A 16,220-nucleotide genomic window follows, 5' to 3' on the forward strand; every position below is an offset into this window, starting at 1 on the left:
CCCGGTTCGGTTTGGATGGGCGATCCGCCTCGATCAATTCAGGAGAAGTGCGCTGACTGCCACGCGTGAGCACCCAGCACGAGTCGTCGTCCTCGCATCGGGCACCGGCTCGCTGTTGCTATCGCTGATCGGGGCCACCCGAAGCAGTAACTACCCCGCACGCATCGTCGCGGTGGGAGTGGACCGCGACTGCGACGCCGCCCGCCATGCGCACGAGGCCGAGATTCCACACTTTCGTGTCGGGCTGCGCGACTACACCGATCGGGAGCAGTGGGATGCGGCGCTGACCGAATCCGTCGCCCAGCACCAGCCCGATCTCGTCGTGACCGCCGGTTTCATGAAAATCCTCGGCCCGCGATTTCTGACTACCTACGCCGGACGGATCGTCAACACGCATCCGGCGCTGCTTCCGTCTTTTCCCGGCGCCCACGCGGTGGAAGACGCACTTGCCTACGGGGTCAAGCTGACGGGATCGACAGTCCACCTCGTCGATGCAGGGGTGGATACCGGGCCGATTCTGGCGCAGCAAGCTGTACCTGTGCACAGCGATGACGACCGTGACTCTCTGCACGAGCGAATCAAGATTGTGGAGCGCGCACTGCTGGTCGATGTGATCGCAGCAGTTGCGTCCCGAGGTGTTGTCTCCGATGGAAGAAAGGCCGAGATCCAACCATGAGTGAACGTAAAGCAGTGCGCCGCGCGCTGGTCAGTGTCTACGACAAGACCGGATTGATCGAGCTTGCGACCGGCTTGCACAATGCAGGCGTCGCTCTGGTCTCGACCGGGTCGACGGCATCCAAGATCGCCGATGCCGGAATCCCGGTCACGAAGGTCGAGGACCTCACCGGTTTTCCCGAGACTCTCGATGGCCGCGTCAAGACGCTTCATCCGCGGGTACACGCGGGTGTGTTGGCCGATACCCGCCGCCCCGAGCACCTTTCACAACTAGAGGAACTCGGCATCGAGGCGTTCGAGCTCGTCGTCGTCAACCTCTACCCGTTCACCGACACCGTTGCCAGCGGAGCCACGCCCGACGAATGCGTCGAGCAGATCGACATCGGCGGACCTTCGATGGTCCGTGCGGCAGCAAAGAATCATCCGTCGGTCGCAGTGGTTGTCGATCCCGCCCGCTACGAGGATGTGCTGAGCGCCGTTGCTGGTGGGGGATTCACTCTTGCCGAGCGCACTTCGCTTGCGGCACAGGCATTCCAGCATACTGCGGCGTACGACGTTGCTGTTGCATCGTGGATGAGCAGCGTCCTCGTGGAATCCGACACCCAGTTCCCCGCGTGGATCGGCGGAACCTGGGACCGCGCGGCCGTTCTCCGCTATGGCGAGAACCCGCACCAGGCAGCCGCGCTGTACGTCGATCCTGCGGGGTCCGGCATCGCTCAGGCCGAGCAGCTGCACGGTAAAGAGATGTCGTACAACAACTTCACCGATGCCGACGCTGCTTGGCGTGCAGCATTCGATCACGAAAACTATTGTGTTGCGATCATCAAGCATGCCAACCCCTGCGGAATCGCTGTCGGTGCTGATATCGCCGAGGCGCACCGCAAGGCGCATGCCTGCGACCCTGTCAGTGCCTACGGCGGCGTCATCGCAGCCAACCGTGAGGTCACCGTCGAGATGGCCGAGCAGGTTGCCGAGATTTTCACCGAGGTGATCGTCGCACCGTCGTACGCTGATGGTGCACTGGGTGTTCTGCAGCGCAAGAAGAACATTCGTGTTCTGCTGGCAACGCCGCCGTCGCCGAACGGGGTCGAGCTCAAGCCGATCTCCGGTGGCACATTGCTGCAGCAGCGTGACGCGATCGACGCCGATGGCGACAACCCGGCCAACTGGACGCTCGCAGCCGGCGAGGCCGCCGACCAGCAGACTCTGAAGGATCTCGAATTTGCTTGGCGCGCAGGGCGTGCTGTCAAGTCCAACGCGATTTTGCTGGCCAAGGACGGCGCGTCGGTCGGCGTCGGTATGGGACAGGTCAACCGCGTCGATGCTGCGCACCTGGCAGTCCAGCGCGCGGGAGACCGGGTCGAAGGATCCGTCGCTTCCTCCGATGCGTTCTTCCCGTTCCCCGACGGACTGCAGGTCCTGCTGAGTGCCGGTGTGAAGGCCGTCGTGCAGCCGGGCGGGTCCGTCCGCGACAACGAGGTCATCGCTGCAGCTCAGGATGCAGGCGTGACCCTCTATCTCACGGGTTCGCGCCACTTCGCCCACTAGGTCGCCGAGTTCGGCTTTCCGCCGAGATCGAGGTTATGCATGGCTTTCCCTGGGATTCCGCGCATAACTTCGATCTCATCAGACAGGTGCACCGGCCGCACGAAGCGCGGCGCTAACCCGTGACACCAACGAGATACCGTCTCTCCGAAGGTGATGTGCGCTTACTCGTACGACGGTCCAGCCAAGTTGCTCCAATCTGTGAGTTCGGTCGATGTCCCACGCACGCTGTTGAGGGTCCGACCAGTGTTGCTCGCCGTCGTACTCTACGAGGATCTTCCACCGTGGCCAACCCATGTCGCCGCGCGCGAACGCCTTGCCGGTTGCATCCCTGATCTCGATTTGAGTGGTCGGGCGTGGCAGACCCGCATCGAGCAGAAGTAGACGTGTCAGTGACTCCTGCGGCGACTCGGCACCACCATCGGCGACGTCGAGCACCTGTCGGAGTTGCACGATTCCCCTGCTTCCGCAGTGACTTTCCGCTAGCAGGGCAACCGCGCTCGGACGCAATGAAGTTGCGTTGCACAGCGCGTCGACCATTGCCAGAGCCTGAGGAAACTTGCCACGACGGCCGAGATCGAAGGCAGTCCGGGCAGCGGTAGTGACTCGGATTCCATCAACTGTCTCTACCTCGTCGGAAGGCAGCATGTCTGCCCTGATGTGAATGGCACTGTACGGCTGACGGTGTTCGTACCAAATTAGTTCCGCGCGGTGGTCAGCCGAAATCCACTTGGCCCCATGAAGGGCAGCTGCGCTTTGTCCAGCGACGACAGCCTTTCCTTGCGAGAACATCCACGCTGCTCGCGCCCGAGTAACCGCGTCGACCGTAGTCGATCGATCGATGTATACGTCCCGGTAGATCCGGCGGTTCTCACGCCGCAAGTCAGCACGCGTGACTGTTCCGTCCTTGACTGCATCCGAGCCGACGAACGGCGAACTGTCCATCCGAAAACAATCACAGGGAATTGGTCACCGTGGGGCCTCGGATCGCAATCTGTGGATGAATACGAAGGTCTATCCACAGCCTGTCGAGATCGAAGCTGTGCTGCACCGCCTGTGCTAAGGTGTTCGCCGAAATCCAGGTTGTGCCCCGTAATTGACAGAATTTAGGACATAACCTCGATCTCGGCGGAAGTGAGTGACGTGCGGGCGGACGGCGAGAGGTGCACAAACGTACGAACGCTCGTAGCGTGGTGAAGTGACCTCTACCGAACCTGGCATCACCACCGTCGGCGAACTGCGCGCGTCCGGACACGTGCAGCGTTCCGTCAAGGCCGAACTCCGCGAAAATCTGCTTGACGCCCTGCGCACGGGCAAGGACGCATGGCCGGGAATTCTCGGTTTCGACAAGACCGTTCTCCCTCAGCTCGAACGTGCGATTCTTGCTGGTCACGACGTCGTTCTCCTCGGCGAACGAGGTCAGGGCAAGACTCGACTCCTGCGCACCCTCAACCTCCTGCTCGACGAGTGGTCCCCGATGATCGAGGGTTCCGAGCTCGGCGAGCACCCCTTCGAACCCATCACCCCGGCGAGCATTCGCAAGGCCGCGGAACTGGGCGACCTGCTCCCCATCACGTGGCGCCACCGCAGCGAGCGGTATGCCGAGAAGCTGGCGACCCCTGACACATCGGTTGCGGATCTCGTCGGCGACGTCGACCCCGTCAAGGTCGCCGAAGGGCGCAGCCTGGGCGATCCGGAGACCATCCACTTCGGACTGGTTCCCCGCAGCCACCGCGGCATCGTCGCCATCAACGAACTGCCCGACCTCGCGGAACGAATCCAGGTCTCGTTGCTCAACGTCATGGAAGAGCGCGATATCCAGGTCCGCGGCTACACGTTGCGCCTACCTCTCGACGTCATGCTCGTCGCGAGCGCGAACCCCGAGGACTACACCAACCGCGGCCGCATCATCACCCCGCTGAAGGACCGTTTCGGCGCCGAGATCCGCACGCACTACCCGCACGCGCTCGACGACGAGATCTCCGTCATCGAGCAAGAAGCACACCTTCCGGCGTCCGTGCCGTCCTACTTGATCGAGGTGCTGGCTCGATTCACGCGACTGCTGCGCGAGTCGCCGTCCGTCGACCAGCGATCCGGTGTATCGGCTCGTTTTGCCATCGCGGCCGCTGAAACCATCGCTGCCGCAGCGATTCACCGTGCCGCCGTGCTGGGTGAAGGCGATGCCGTCGCCAGGCCCGTCGACCTGGGGACCATCATCGAGGTGCTGCGGGGCAAGGTCGAGTTCGAGTCCGGTGAAGAAGGCCGCGAGATCGAGGTGCTCGAACACCTGCTGCGGCGTGCGACTGCCGACACGGTTCGCGAGCGGCTCGGCGGCATCAATCTGGCGCCGCTGGTCACCGCCATCGAGCAGGGCGAACCGGTTGTGACGGGCGACCGTATCACCGCGAAGGCTCTGCTCGGCGAACTGCCGGACCTGGAGGTTCTCGACGAGATCGCGACCCGCCTCGACGCGTCCTCGGACGGCGAAAAAGCGGCGGCGTTCGAACTTGCGCTGGAAGGCCTCTACCTCGCCCGCCGTATCGCGAAGGATCCCGACGAAGACGGACAGACGGTGTACAGCTGATGCCTGCCAGCAGATACGGGCGATATCACGGTGGACCTGATCCGCTGGCCGCACCGGTCGACCTCCGAGAAGCTCTAGAGTCCATCGGTAATGATGTGCTCGAGGGAGCTTCTCCTCGCCGCGCGATGCAGGAGATGCTGCGGCGCGGCACCCAGAACATGCGAGGTCTCGACGATCTGGCCGCGGAAGCCAACCGTCGTCGACGAGAATTGTTGCGCAAGAACAACCTCGACGGCACCTTGCAGGAAGTGCGCGAGCTGCTCGACAAGGCTGTACTCGAAGAGCGCAAGACTCTCGCCAGGGCTCTCGACGACGATGCACGATTCCAGGAAATGCAGATCGGTGATCTGTCTCCGTCGACGGCTCAGGCGGTGCAGGAGCTCGCCGACTACGACTGGCGTTCGTCGGACTCCCGCGAGAACTACGAGAAGATCAAGGATCTGCTCGGACGCGAGATGCTCGATCAGCGGTTCGCGGGCATGAAGAACGCTCTGAAGAATGCGACGGACGAAGACCGGCAAGCGATCAGCGAGATGCTGAAAGACCTCAACGAGCTGCTCGCCAAGCATAATCAGGGCGAGGATTCCGACGAGGACTTCCAGAATTTCATGCGCAAACACGGCCAGCATTTCCCGGAGAATCCGCAGAATGTGGACGAGCTCTTGGACTCACTGGCCGAAAGAGCAGCCGCTGCACAGCGGTTGAGGAATTCCCTCAGCCCGGAACAACGTGCTGAGCTCGACGCGCTGGCTCAGCAGGCTTTCGGCGATTCGAACCTGCTGCAGCAACTCGATCAGCTCGATCAGAACCTTCAACAGGCACGGCCGGGGGAGGATTGGGACGGTTCGCAGAACTTCCGCGGTGAGAACGGTATGGGGCTCGGCGACGGAACCGGAGCGCTGCAGGACATCGCGGACCTAGAGAATCTGGGAAACCAGCTGTCGCAGCAGTACAACGGTGCGGCGTTGGACGACATCGATGCGGATGCGCTGCTCGAGCAGCTCGGGCCCGAAGCTGCAGCGGATGCACGAATGCTCGCCGAGCTCGAAAAGGCCTTGGAACAACAGGGTTTCATGGACAAAGGTGCTGACGGACAGTGGCGGTTGTCACCCAAGGCGATGCGTCAGCTGGGGCAATCCGCGCTCAAGGATGTCGCGGGCAAGATCTCCCGCCGCGGCGGTGAGCGGGAGACTCGCAAAGCCGGTGCGATGGGGGAGCCGACCGGTGCATCGCGTGCGTGGGAGTTCGGGGATACCGAACCGTGGGACGTGACGAGAACGGTCAACAACGCCGTACTGCGCACTGCCGCGGAGGGCTCGAAGTTGCCGGTGAAGTTGCAGGTCACCGACGTCGAGATCAGCGAGACCGAAACTCGCACCCAGGCAGCCGTCGCGCTATTGGTGGATACGTCGTTCTCGATGGTGATGGACGGCCGCTGGGTACCGATGAAACGCACTGCACTGGCGTTGAACCATCTTGTGAGCACGCGCTTCCGAGGCGACGATCTCCAGCTCATCGGGTTCGGCCGCCACGCGCAGAAGTTGACGGCGTCGCAATTGGCAGGTCTCGACGGCGCCTACGATCAAGGCACCAATCTGCACCATGCGTTGCTACTGGCGGCGCGGCACCTTCGTCGCCACCCGAACGCGCAGCCGGTGGTGCTGATCGTCACCGACGGCGAACCGACGGCGCACCTCGAACCCGACGGCCATGCGTTTTTCGACTACCCCCCGCACCCGCGGACGCTGGGTTTGACCGTGCGGGAGCTCGACACCATCGCCAAACTCGGTGCGCAGGTGACCATTTTCCGGCTCGGCGACGATCCGGGCTTGGCGCGCGTGGTGGACCGAATGGCCGAGCGGGTGGGTGGGCGCGTCATCGCCCCGGATCTCGATGGTCTCGGGGCAGCCGTGGTAAGCGACTACCTCAAGCGTCGCCGGAAGTCTTGAGGTCGCTTTCGTCCCGCAGGGCGGAGGTGTTGCGGGTCAGTGTCCTGCCCTGGAAGAAGGCGGGACTGCGGAATCGCATGACGATCATCAGTACGGCGCCGAGCAGCAGAATCCCGAATCCGAGGAAGAAGACCAGTCCGACGCCCCCGATGGACGCGCCGCTCGCATTGTCGGGGTTCATGCTCTCGTCGATTGAAATGACGAACACTGCGAGCAGTATCAGTCCGCCGATCAACGGGAACAGGAACCGGAAGACCGCATTGCGCACGCTCGTGAACAGGCTGGTCCGGAAATACCAGATACACGCGAATGCCGTGATGCCGTAGTACCAACAGATCATGATGCCCAGTGCGGCGATCGTGTCGAGAAGCGTCCGTTCGGACAGGAACGTGACGAGCGTGTAGAAGACGGCGGTCACGACGCCTGCGACGACGGTTGCGTACGACGGGACGAGGAATCGCGGGGATACCTCGGCGAGTTTCTTCGGGAATGCGCCGTAAGCTCCCATGGCCAACATCGTGCGGGCCGCGGGCAGGAACGTCGTCTGCAGACTTGCCACCGAAGAGACGAACACGGCCAGGAACAGCAACATGCCGCCCCACTTGCCGAGAACCGGGTCGGCGAGGGCCCCGAAGATGTTCTCGGAATTGTCCGGATTGCCGAGTCCGAGACCATCTTCGCCCACACCGGCGAACATCATTGCCGCGACGGCTACAAGCAGGTACGTCAGCAGAATCGTTGCAACGCAGAGTAGTCCGGCCCGACCGGGAGTCTTTTTCGGGTTTTTTGATTCCTCGCCGAGCGTCAGACATGTGTCCCAGCCCCAGAATGCGAAGATCGAGCCCGTCAGACCGATCACGAACGCGCCGAGTGCCACTCCGCTGAATGGGTTGAACCAGTCGATGTCGAAGGACAGGTTCGCCGGAGAGTCGCCCGCCCCCACATGGACGAATGCGACGACGGCGAAGGCGATCAGGAGAACCATCTGAAAACCGACGAGCGCTACCTGAAGTCGTTCACTGGTGGTGATGCCCCGGCTCGCGATCCAGGTGGCCAGGGCGATGAACACGAGCGTCGTCGCTACGTTCACGAGCTTGTTGCCCGGCAGGTCGCCGATGCTGGGGGTGTCGAACAGTTTCGCGATGAACAGGTAGAAGAACTCGACAGCGATGGCCGCGAGATTCGACAGCACGATGATGGTGGCAATCACCATGCCCCAGCCGCACATCCAGCCGACGTAGGGACCGAATGCCTTGGTCGACCACGTGAACGATGCTCCGCAGTCCGGCGATTCGGAATTGAGCTCCCGATAGGCGTAGGCGGTGAGGAACATCGGAATGAAGCCGGCGATGAAGATGGCGGGCATCTTGAGCCCGACCGCTGCGACGATCAGTCCGATGCTTGCGGTCAGGGTGTAACCCGGCGCCACCGAGGAGATTCCGAGGATCGCGCCGGAGAAAGTCCCGACGGCCCCGGTGGCCAACCCTTTTGCACTGACAATGGACCCGGCCTGGGGCGTCGCTGTCGATTGTTCGGTCATGATCGCACCGCCGCCAGCCGGGCGACGATGTCCGCCGCGGTGCGTTGCCCCATTCGCACAGCGCCGTCCACGTGCTGATAGCCCTCGGCAGCGATATCGGAGCAGGAGAAGTGGAAGGGACCGACCGGAGTGCGAGTGTCCTTGCCGTAACGGTGAAGTCCGCCCAGATCGAAGCTCGCAGCATACGCACCGCGCGTCCACTCCTCGGAGCCCCAGTCGGATTCGTAGTAGACGACCGGCTCGGCGGCCTTCGGTCCGAGGTAGTGAGCCAGCGAGGCCACAATGGCGGCGCGTCGCGCGTCGATGTCCAGCTCGAACATCGCGTCGGCTTTCTCGTCGGATATGAATCCGACGAGGGTTCCCCGTGTGTCTTCGTGATTGGTGTTGTCGTACACCTCCTGAACGATTTCCGACGCTCCGAATCCGGTGCCGGACAATCCGTCTTCACGCCAGAACGGGGTCTCGTAGACGGCATGCACCTTGATGACCAATCCCAGCGACTGGTGCTGGTGCATCTGGTGCTGCCTGCGAGGCAGCGGTGGATCATAGGAGATGCGCGAGTACAGGTTCGGCGGGACGGCCAGGATCACCCGCGACGCCTCGACGTGAACGTCACCGTCGGCTGAGACGACTGCGCTGTCCTCGTTCCACCGAACAGTACGCACCGGGGCGTTCAGGAAGACGTCATCGCCCAGAGCTGCGGCCATCCTGATCGACAGCTGCTGCATGCCGCCGACGACCCGCTTGTCGAGAATGAAGTCCTCGTCGACCAGGTGTGAGAACGAGCCTGCGGACGCGGCCATCAGCACTGCCTGTAGTGCCGAGAACGAATGGGCAGGCTTGGTCAGCATTCCGCCGGCGATGAAGAGTCCGATGTTGTCGCGTGCCTCGGCATCGTCGGACTGGTTGAGCAGCCACTGCTCGAAGGAGACAGTGTCGAGTTCACGGGCGAGCGGGTGCGCCCACGGCTCCTCTGGCCCGACCTGCGCGGCGTGGTCGTCGAGTACCTGGATCAGTCGATCCATCTCCTTGCGCGTCGTCTCGTCGACAGGGAAAGAGTCGCCGGTGTAGCGCGTGCGTTCGCCTGCGGTGGAGATGTAGACGGACTCGCCCTCGCGATACCGGGCGAAGGTTTCGAGGCCGAGCTCGTCGAGCAGGGAGATGAGTGCGGACTGGTCGGGGGACACCCATTGCCCGCCGATCTCCAGAACGGCGCCGTCGACGGTGTCGGTCCACGTGCGACCGCCGACGCGGTCACGGGCCTCTAGTACGGCGACGGTCAGGCCTGCCTTGCGTAGGGCGGTGGCCGCGGTCAGACCGGACGGGCCTGCACCGACGATGGCGACATCACGTTGAACTGTAGGCATTTCGGGCTCCTCGGGTTGGGGTGAAGATTTCAGTGAGCGAGTGAGAGTTCGGCCTCGACCACGCAAATGGCCGAGTTGTCGACGCGATCGCGGGCGCGTAGTTCGCCGAGCATCTGGGTGAGACGATCCGCGGCGGTGTCGTGCTCGGACAACCATGAGGAAACAGCTTCTGTCGCCGAGGTTTCGAGTGCAACACCCCGCAGTATCCGATCGATGAGGCCGTGTCGGCGTTCTTGCAGGTTGTCGAGCAGGACGGACCCCGCCATCGCCTCCCAGTAGGTGGTTCCGGTTCCGCCGACGGAGAACCGCTCCGCGAGCCAGTCGAGACCGACGACGCGAGAAAATTCGCGGTACGTCTCGGCGACCTGCGTGATCGGCAGCTCGAGCGACTGGGCGGTGCGTTCGAGTGCGAGCGCTTCACCCAGGATGCGGAGCGTGGCCAGATCCTGGGAGAGCATGCCGGTGAGGCGCGGAAGTGAGGCAGCGAGCTGCTGCACCGGTCCGGAGAGCCGTTCGATCAGCTGACGGGCATTGCACTCGTCGCTCCGATGCCTCAGCAACCACGACGTGGTCCGCTCGGTCAATTCCTGGATGCCGATGTGCAGGTCCAGCCGGGTTCGGTGAGAGATGCCAGGTAGCGCGATCACTTCGCTCCACAGCCGGTCGATGTCGAACACCTGCCGCACCACCGCATAGGCGATCGTGATCTCGGGTGTACCGACGCCGAGACGTTCCTCCAGCCGGTGGATCAGGCCAGGTCCGACACGATCGATCATGTCCCCTGCCACGAGTACGGCCACGATGTCTCGGGCGAGCCGGTGGCTGCCGATCTGCTGGGGTACCCGCTCACGGACAGCGTCTGGAAAGTATCCCGCGAGAACACCGTCGAACACCGGGTCGTCGAGTACCGGGGACGCGAGCAGCTCGGTGACGACCAGATTTTTTGATTGTGCCAGCAGTACAGCAATTTCCGGTCTTACCAATCCTTGACCTGCGCGGTGGCGCTGCGACAGTTCTGCGGCCGACGGCAGGACCTCGGCTGCTCGGCTGATACCCGCGTCGCGTTCGAGGTTCTCGATCAAACGCTCATGGCGTCCGAGCAAGAACGGTGCGTGTACCTCGGCGAGGCTGATTGCCAAGGTCTGGGACGCCGTGTCCGAGAGCACCGATTCGCGAATGTCGTCCTGCACCCGGGCGAGCAGCGTATTGCGTTCTGCTGCAGGTAAAGTTCCGGCCGCGACGGCAGCGTCCACCGCGACCTTCAAGTTCACCTCGCGGTCGGATGTGGCAACGCCTGCAGCGTTGTCGATGAAGTCCGCGTTGATCCGGCCGCCGTTCAGCGCGAACTCGATCCGCCCGCGCTGAGTGAGGCCCAGGTTTCCTCCCTCGCCTATCACCGACGCGCGCACCTCGTCGGCATTCACTCGGACCGCGTCGTTGGCGGGGTCGGCTGCATCTGCGTGCCCCTCGGTGGAAGCCTTGACGTAGGTACCGATTCCGCCGTTCCACAGTAAGTCGACATCCGCGGTCAGCAGTGCCTTCACGATCTCGTGTGGTGGGAGCTCGGTGGCGCTCACGCCGAGTCGATCGCGCACCTGAGGCGACAGCGGAATCGTCTTCGCGTGTCGTGACCACACGCCACCGCCGGCCGATACGAGTGTGCGATCGTAGTCGTCCCAATTGCTACCGGCAACGGATGCGAGGCGCTCGCGTTCGAGAAACGATGCCTCCGCGTCGGGTTCGGGATCGAGGAATACGTGCCGGTGATCGAATGCTCCGATCAACCGGATGCCGCGGCTGAGCAACATTGCGTTACCGAACACGTCACCCGACATATCGCCGACACCGACGACGGTGAATTGATCGGTGTCGACGTTCGTGCCCAACTCGTCGAAATGTCTACGTACGGCAACCCATGCGCCGCGCGCAGTGATACCCATGGCCTTGTGGTCGTAACCGGCGGAACCGCCGGACGCGAAAGCGTCACCGAGCCAAAATCCGCGACGTGTCGCGATGCTGTTGGCGAGATCGGAGAATCGGGCTGTGCCCTTGTCCGCAGCGACCACGAGGTACGGGTCGGCGCCGTCGCGAATAACCGTTTCGCGTGGATGAATCAACTCGCCGTCGACGATGTCGTCGGTGACGTCGAGTAGCCCTTCGATGAAACCGGTGTAGGCCGCGCGGACCGCCTCGTCTGTCGTTTCGCCGCGGACGACGAAGGCACCCTTGGCGCCCATCGGCACGATCGGCGAATTCTTCACGTGCTGGGTCTTCATCAACCCCAGAACCTCGGTCCGGAAGTCCTCTGTCCGATCGGACCACCTGAGGCCGCCGCGAGAGACCGGGCCGCTACGGAGGTGGCTACCCTCGACGATCGACGAATGCACGAAGATTTCTCGGTACGGGGTGACGGGTGCGGACAGGGACAGCATCGACGGGTCGATCTTGAATGCCGCAGGCGCATCGCCGACTTCCCGCTGGTGTCGAAACCAGTTGGTGCGCAACGTAGCCGAAGCGAAGGACCGAAGTCCCTTGAGAAGTCTGTCTTCGTCGAGCGTCGTAGTTCGATCGATCACGGCGAGCAGTACCTCATCGGCCGCCGCCCCAACTCTGTCGCGATCGGCACTGCAGAGACTGGGATCGAAACGTGCGGTGAAAAGATCGCGGAACCCGCGGACGAAATCCGTGTGACGGACGAGGGTTGCCACGATGTTCGATTCCGACAGCCCAAGTCCGACTTGGCGAAGATAGCGGCAGGCGGCCCTGATCAGCACGGCGTCCGTCCAGGTCAGGTTGGCGGCGGCGACGAGACGGGTGAAACCGTCGGCCTCCGCGCGGCCATCGGCAACGGCTTCGAATGCATCCGTGAGCAGTCCCGCGGTGCTGTCGTCCCAGCCGGTGGTGTCGGTGCAGAACTCGAATCGGTGAACCAGCGGGCCGTCCGCCTGCCCCGAGTGGACATGTTCGTGCGTTGCAACCTGGAGTCCAAGGTCGGCGAACAGTGCAATCAAGTCGGCGAGAAGCGGAGTGTTCTTCGGCCACACCATGATCGCCGACGGTCGGTCCGGTGCGTCGTGAGCCTCCTCGAACCGCAACCGGGCGGTGTCACCCGCCGAAGTCGCGACGGCATCGGCCACGGTGGCCTCGCTGCGACGACGACGCAGTGCCTCGATTGTGCTCGGCAAGACATCGGTACGGCTCATGCGTGGCTCCTGACACTGATTGCGAACGAGTGGCTCACCACCAGTGTGCCCAGAAGAGACACGCACCACATCAGACGAAATGGAGTGTCGAGGATGCTGGAAGGCACCGTTTCGGAGTCAGGTAGACCCAGTCTTCAGCCTGCTCAGTCTTCGATCTTGATGCCGACCCCGGCCCAGAACGCCAAGCCCGTCACGACGACGCGCGGAGCGCCAGGGGCTGCGGTCTGGGCGATGTGCTCGAACCCTCCCATGATGCCGGTGCCGCGGACCTCGACGCCGATGTGAGGAGGCACGATGATCTCGATGCCGCCCATGATCGCGACGCAGTTGATGGTCACCTCGGCGGCCGCGAAGTGAGCTCTGCGTAGGTCGATCTCACCGCCGCCCCAGAACGCGAAGGCGTCGAACTTCTGGGCGACGGTCCATTCGCCTTTCCGGCTGAAGCCGCCCATGATCGCAATGGCGCGATCGTGGGCAGGCCCTTTCGGCACGTGCATGCCGGGCAGTGGTGTCAGCGCAAGGTCGGTGGTGAGAACGTCGAGTTCGCCGTAGGTGCGAGCCTTGTAGGCGGCGGCGGTGCGCTCGTCGTACTCGGAGAGACCCAGTTGGCCATCGGCCAATGCGTCGCTCAATAGTTTGGCGACAAGGTTTCGGTCGGCATCCGCGGCTCGAACGGTAGCTCGCGGCTGTTCGGGTAGCTGATCGCTCACCCGGCCCAGATTACAAGGCTGCTCACTAAGCTGCGTTGACTACTGTTCGGTTTCCGAGCGGAGACTGCAGAGTCATCTGCATCGTTGCGTAGACGGCGACCATGATGCATGCCTTGTCGGCGGCCTCGGGCAGGGTGCCTGTGCGGAGTGCCACGACCACCTGGGTGTCGGTTTCGGTTACCTGTGCGTCGGCCCCGTAGCACTCGGGTGTGCCCGTGACGAAGTGGATCGCGATGGTGTTGGGGGAGATCTGGCTCCAGGACTCGAAGGGAGTCGCAGCGGCACGGACAAGCCCGGTGGTCGACTCGAACATCGTCCCGACCTCGCCCACGGGAACTTCGACGGGAACGGGCGGCGCACTGGGGCTGTGCATCAGATCGGCTGGCGCGGTGCTGTTGGTGGGTTCCGCGTCGTCGCTGCGGTCGGCCGACCCGGTACCGCAGCCGACCAACAGGGTGCACAGCAGTACTCCTGCAGCCAGAAACCTCATGATTCCAAAGTAGCGCGGTCAGCTGAGTAGAACCTTTGGGTCTCAGGCAAGAAGGGCCGTGACGAGTGCGATGACCGGTATCGAGACCAGCGTTGTGACGAATGCGGTGTCCCGCGCCATGACCACGCCACGGTTGTAGCGGTTGGCGAACACGAAGACGTTCTGTGCGGTGGGCAGTGCGGAGATGACCGTGATCGCGAAGAGTTCGTGGCCCTCTAGTCCCATGGCCAGTGCCATCAGGAATCCGAGTGCCGGCTGCAGCACCATCTTCAGTGTCGACGCGAGGATCACGTCGCGACGCGGACTCGCACCTTTTTGTAGAACTTTTGCGCCGTAGAGGGAGAGCCCGAACGCGAGAAGCGCACCGGGCACTGCTGCCCCGCCGACGAGATCGATCGGCTGCATGATCGCTTGCGGCAACTCGATTCCGGTGATCGAGAGTGCGAGGCCCGCCGCGCCTGCGAGCACGATCGGATTCCGGAACGGGGTGAGAATGATGTTGCGGATCGAAGCCTTCTTGCCTCTCGTCGACAGATCCAGAATCGTCAGTGCAAGTGGCGAGTAGACCATGATCTGGAAGAGCAGGAGCGGCGCGACGAAGTTGGCGTCGCCGAGCACGAAGACCGCGATGGGGATACCGAGGTTCGCCGCATTGACGTAGGACGATGCAAGCCCGCCGATGGTGGCCTCGGGCACGGCGCGTTCGAGAACCAGTTTCGCGATCGTGAAGTAGATCGCGCCCACGACCAGTGCGGTGACCCCGGCAACCACGAGGATCGGCGACAGGATCACGGATAGGTCGGATTGGGCGAGCGTCACGAACAGCAGAGCTGGGGTGGCGACGAAGAAAACGAGGCGGCTCAGCACGTACTGGCCGTGTTCGCCCAGTACCTGGAATCGCGCGAGCACATAGCCGAGCGCGATCACGATGAAGATGACCGTGAAGCCTTCGAGAACACCGGACATGAAGGCTTCAGGTTCTCGATTCTTGGGTCGGCGGGGTCGCTCTGACTGTAGTGCTCACAAAGAAAGGCCACACACCAGGAGGCGTGTGGCCTTTCTCATCGAAAAGTTTTCAGCGGCTGGTGAACGGCAGCAATGCCATCTCACGAGCATTCTTCACGGCAACGGCAACCTGACGCTGCTGCTGCGGGGTGAGCCCGGTGACGCGACGGCTACGGATCTTGCCGCGGTCCGAAATGAACTGACGAAGGAGGTTGATGTCCTTGTAGTCCACCGTGGTGACCTTGGCGGCGTTCAACGGGTTCTTCTTGGGTCGACGGCCTACTTCTGCGCGGACCTTCTTCGACGGTGCTCTCTTGACTGCCATCTTTGTTCCTGTTCCCTTTACCAGCTCGACTTGTGGACGCCTGGCAGCTCCCCCCGGTGAGCCATCATGCGTACGTTCACACGGGACAGCCCAAATTTCCGAAGGTGACCGCGCGGACGTCCATCCGCAGCGTCACGATTTCGCAATCGTACCGGACTCGAATCGCGCGGTAGACGCTGCAGTGCCGCCTGGGCCTCGGCGCGCTCGGAATCGGGTGTCGATGGCGTGCGGATGATCTCTTTCAGCTCGTTGCGGCGAGTGGACCAGCGGGCCACGATGACCTTGCGCTGCTCGTTCTTGGCGATCTTCGACTTCTTGGCCATCTAGCGCTCCTCTCTGAAGTCGACATGCTTGCGGACGATGGGGTCGTACTTCTTCAGCGCGAGTCGGTCGGGATTGTTTCGGCGATTCTTCCTGGTCACGTACGTGTAGCCGGTGCCTGCGGTCGACTTGAGCTTGATGATGGGACGGACGTCCGTGCTCTTGCCCATCAGACTTTGTTCCCGCGGGCGACGAGTGTGCTGATCACTGCGTCGATGCCGTCACGGTCGATCGTCTTTATCCCCTTCGTGGACAGCGTGAGGGTGACGCGTCGTCCGAGGCTCGGGACGAAGTACGTCTTCTTCTGGATGTTCGGGTCCCAGCGGCGGCTGGTCCGGACGTGCGAGTGCGAGACGGACTTGCCGAAACCCGGCTTTCGTCCCGTCACTTGGCAATGCGCGGACATGCGCGCTCCCTTCTATTCGTTATGACAATCGTTTTCGACAAAGTGCTGTTGCGAATGTAGCGTGCCATGAGAAGGAATGACAATCGTTGCCAACAAGAAG

Annotated in this window: 15 protein-coding genes; 4 read left to right on the forward strand and 11 right to left on the reverse strand. The window is 62.9% G+C overall.

Annotated elements, in window-relative coordinates; genetic code table 11:
* Positions 1-22 precede the first annotated feature (22 nt).
* Positions 23-676 (forward strand): phosphoribosylglycinamide formyltransferase, encoded by a 654-nt coding sequence (purN, locus tag QMK17_RS11395; protein ID WP_283509324.1) that lies wholly within the window; start codon positions 23-25, stop codon positions 674-676.
* A complete protein-coding gene (gene purH, locus QMK17_RS11400; protein ID WP_283509130.1) occupies positions 673-2,223 on the forward strand; it encodes a bifunctional phosphoribosylaminoimidazolecarboxamide formyltransferase/IMP cyclohydrolase in 1,551 nt (516 codons plus the stop codon). Before purN ends, purH begins: the two co-directional genes overlap by 4 nt.
* Before the next feature lie 78 nt (positions 2,224-2,301).
* On the opposite strand, the gene QMK17_RS11405 is transcribed toward purH, so the two are convergent.
* Entirely contained in the window at positions 2,302-3,165 is an 864-nt protein-coding gene (locus QMK17_RS11405) for a DUF559 domain-containing protein (protein ID WP_283509132.1), read from the reverse strand.
* A 253-nt stretch (positions 3,166-3,418) separates the two neighbouring features.
* Here QMK17_RS11405 and QMK17_RS11410 point away from each other — a divergent pair, with 253 nt between their 5' ends.
* Together QMK17_RS11410 and QMK17_RS11415 are read left to right on the forward strand one after the other, a co-directional pair.
* A complete protein-coding gene (locus tag QMK17_RS11410) occupies positions 3,419-4,804 on the forward strand; it encodes a sigma 54-interacting transcriptional regulator (RefSeq protein ID WP_283509133.1) in 1,386 nt (461 codons plus the stop codon).
* Positions 4,804-6,753 (forward strand): vWA domain-containing protein, encoded by a 1,950-nt coding sequence (locus tag QMK17_RS11415; protein WP_283509134.1) that lies wholly within the window; start codon positions 4,804-4,806, stop codon positions 6,751-6,753. Before QMK17_RS11410 ends, QMK17_RS11415 begins: the two co-directional genes overlap by 1 nt.
* Here the strand turns inward: QMK17_RS11415 and QMK17_RS11420 are convergent.
* The 10 genes from QMK17_RS11420 to rpmB all read right to left on the reverse strand — a co-directional run bounded on the left by QMK17_RS11420 (position 6,731) and on the right by rpmB (position 16,120).
* Complete coding sequence (locus QMK17_RS11420; RefSeq protein ID WP_283509136.1) at positions 6,731-8,293, reverse strand: APC family permease; 1,563 nt, start codon at positions 8,291-8,293, stop codon at positions 6,731-6,733. The genes QMK17_RS11415 and QMK17_RS11420 overlap by 23 nt on opposite strands.
* On the reverse strand, positions 8,290-9,660 hold the full coding sequence (locus QMK17_RS11425; RefSeq protein WP_283509138.1) for a flavin monoamine oxidase family protein: 1,371 nt from the start codon (positions 9,658-9,660) through the stop codon (positions 8,290-8,292). The genes QMK17_RS11420 and QMK17_RS11425 overlap by 4 nt, the downstream gene beginning before the upstream one ends.
* A gap of 29 nt (positions 9,661-9,689) precedes the next feature.
* Positions 9,690-12,863 (reverse strand): NAD-glutamate dehydrogenase domain-containing protein, encoded by a 3,174-nt coding sequence (locus tag QMK17_RS11430; protein WP_283509139.1) that lies wholly within the window; start codon positions 12,861-12,863, stop codon positions 9,690-9,692.
* Between the two features lie 143 nt (positions 12,864-13,006).
* Complete coding sequence (locus QMK17_RS11435; protein ID WP_283509141.1) at positions 13,007-13,573, reverse strand: DUF1707 SHOCT-like domain-containing protein; 567 nt, start codon at positions 13,571-13,573, stop codon at positions 13,007-13,009.
* Between the two features lie 25 nt (positions 13,574-13,598).
* Positions 13,599-14,063 carry a hypothetical protein gene (locus QMK17_RS11440; protein ID WP_283509143.1) on the reverse strand — a complete coding sequence of 155 codons (465 nt, stop codon included), beginning with the start codon at positions 14,061-14,063 and terminating at the stop codon, positions 13,599-13,601.
* A gap of 42 nt (positions 14,064-14,105) precedes the next feature.
* Positions 14,106-15,029: an AEC family transporter gene (locus QMK17_RS11445; protein WP_283509145.1), complete on the reverse strand. Its 924-nt coding sequence runs from the start codon at positions 15,027-15,029 to the stop codon at positions 14,106-14,108.
* 109 nt (positions 15,030-15,138) lie between these two features.
* Entirely contained in the window at positions 15,139-15,393 is a 255-nt protein-coding gene (gene rpsR, locus QMK17_RS11450) for a 30S ribosomal protein S18 (protein ID WP_084347795.1), read from the reverse strand.
* Between the two features lie 17 nt (positions 15,394-15,410).
* Entirely contained in the window at positions 15,411-15,716 is a 306-nt protein-coding gene (rpsN, locus tag QMK17_RS11455) for a 30S ribosomal protein S14 (protein ID WP_283509146.1), read from the reverse strand.
* On the reverse strand, positions 15,717-15,887 hold the full coding sequence (gene rpmG, locus QMK17_RS11460) for a 50S ribosomal protein L33 (protein ID WP_283509325.1): 171 nt from the start codon (positions 15,885-15,887) through the stop codon (positions 15,717-15,719).
* Complete coding sequence (rpmB, locus tag QMK17_RS11465; protein ID WP_283509148.1) at positions 15,884-16,120, reverse strand: 50S ribosomal protein L28; 237 nt, start codon at positions 16,118-16,120, stop codon at positions 15,884-15,886. Before rpmB ends, rpmG begins: the two co-directional genes overlap by 4 nt.
* Positions 16,121-16,220: the final 100 nt, after the last annotated feature.

The sequence above is a fragment of the Rhodococcus sp. G-MC3 genome (assembly GCF_030063335.1).
GTDB lineage: Bacteria > Actinomycetota > Actinomycetes > Mycobacteriales > Mycobacteriaceae > Rhodococcoides.

What these genes read in the sequence shown, in the direction of transcription:
- purH (WP_283509130.1), top strand. Translation starts at nt 673, where the DNA reads ATGAGTGAACGTAAAGCAGTGCGCCGCGCGCTGGTCAGTGTCTACGAC.
- QMK17_RS11405 (WP_283509132.1), bottom strand. Translation starts at nt 3,165, where the DNA reads ATGGACAGTTCGCCGTTCGTCGGCTCGGATGCAGTCAAGGACGGAACA.
- QMK17_RS11415 (WP_283509134.1), top strand. Translation starts at nt 4,804, where the DNA reads ATGCCTGCCAGCAGATACGGGCGATATCACGGTGGACCTGATCCGCTG.
- QMK17_RS11420 (WP_283509136.1), bottom strand. Translation starts at nt 8,293, where the DNA reads ATGACCGAACAATCGACAGCGACGCCCCAGGCCGGGTCCATTGTCAGT.
- QMK17_RS11425 (WP_283509138.1), bottom strand. Translation starts at nt 9,660, where the DNA reads ATGCCTACAGTTCAACGTGATGTCGCCATCGTCGGTGCAGGCCCGTCC.
- QMK17_RS11430 (WP_283509139.1), bottom strand. Translation starts at nt 12,863, where the DNA reads ATGAGCCGTACCGATGTCTTGCCGAGCACAATCGAGGCACTGCGTCGT.
- QMK17_RS11440 (WP_283509143.1), bottom strand. Translation starts at nt 14,063, where the DNA reads ATGAGGTTTCTGGCTGCAGGAGTACTGCTGTGCACCCTGTTGGTCGGC.
- QMK17_RS11445 (WP_283509145.1), bottom strand. Translation starts at nt 15,029, where the DNA reads ATGTCCGGTGTTCTCGAAGGCTTCACGGTCATCTTCATCGTGATCGCG.
- rpsR (WP_084347795.1), bottom strand. Translation starts at nt 15,393, where the DNA reads ATGGCAGTCAAGAGAGCACCGTCGAAGAAGGTCCGCGCAGAAGTAGGC.
- rpsN (WP_283509146.1), bottom strand. Translation starts at nt 15,716, where the DNA reads ATGGCCAAGAAGTCGAAGATCGCCAAGAACGAGCAGCGCAAGGTCATC.
- rpmB (WP_283509148.1), bottom strand. Translation starts at nt 16,120, where the DNA reads ATGTCCGCGCATTGCCAAGTGACGGGACGAAAGCCGGGTTTCGGCAAG.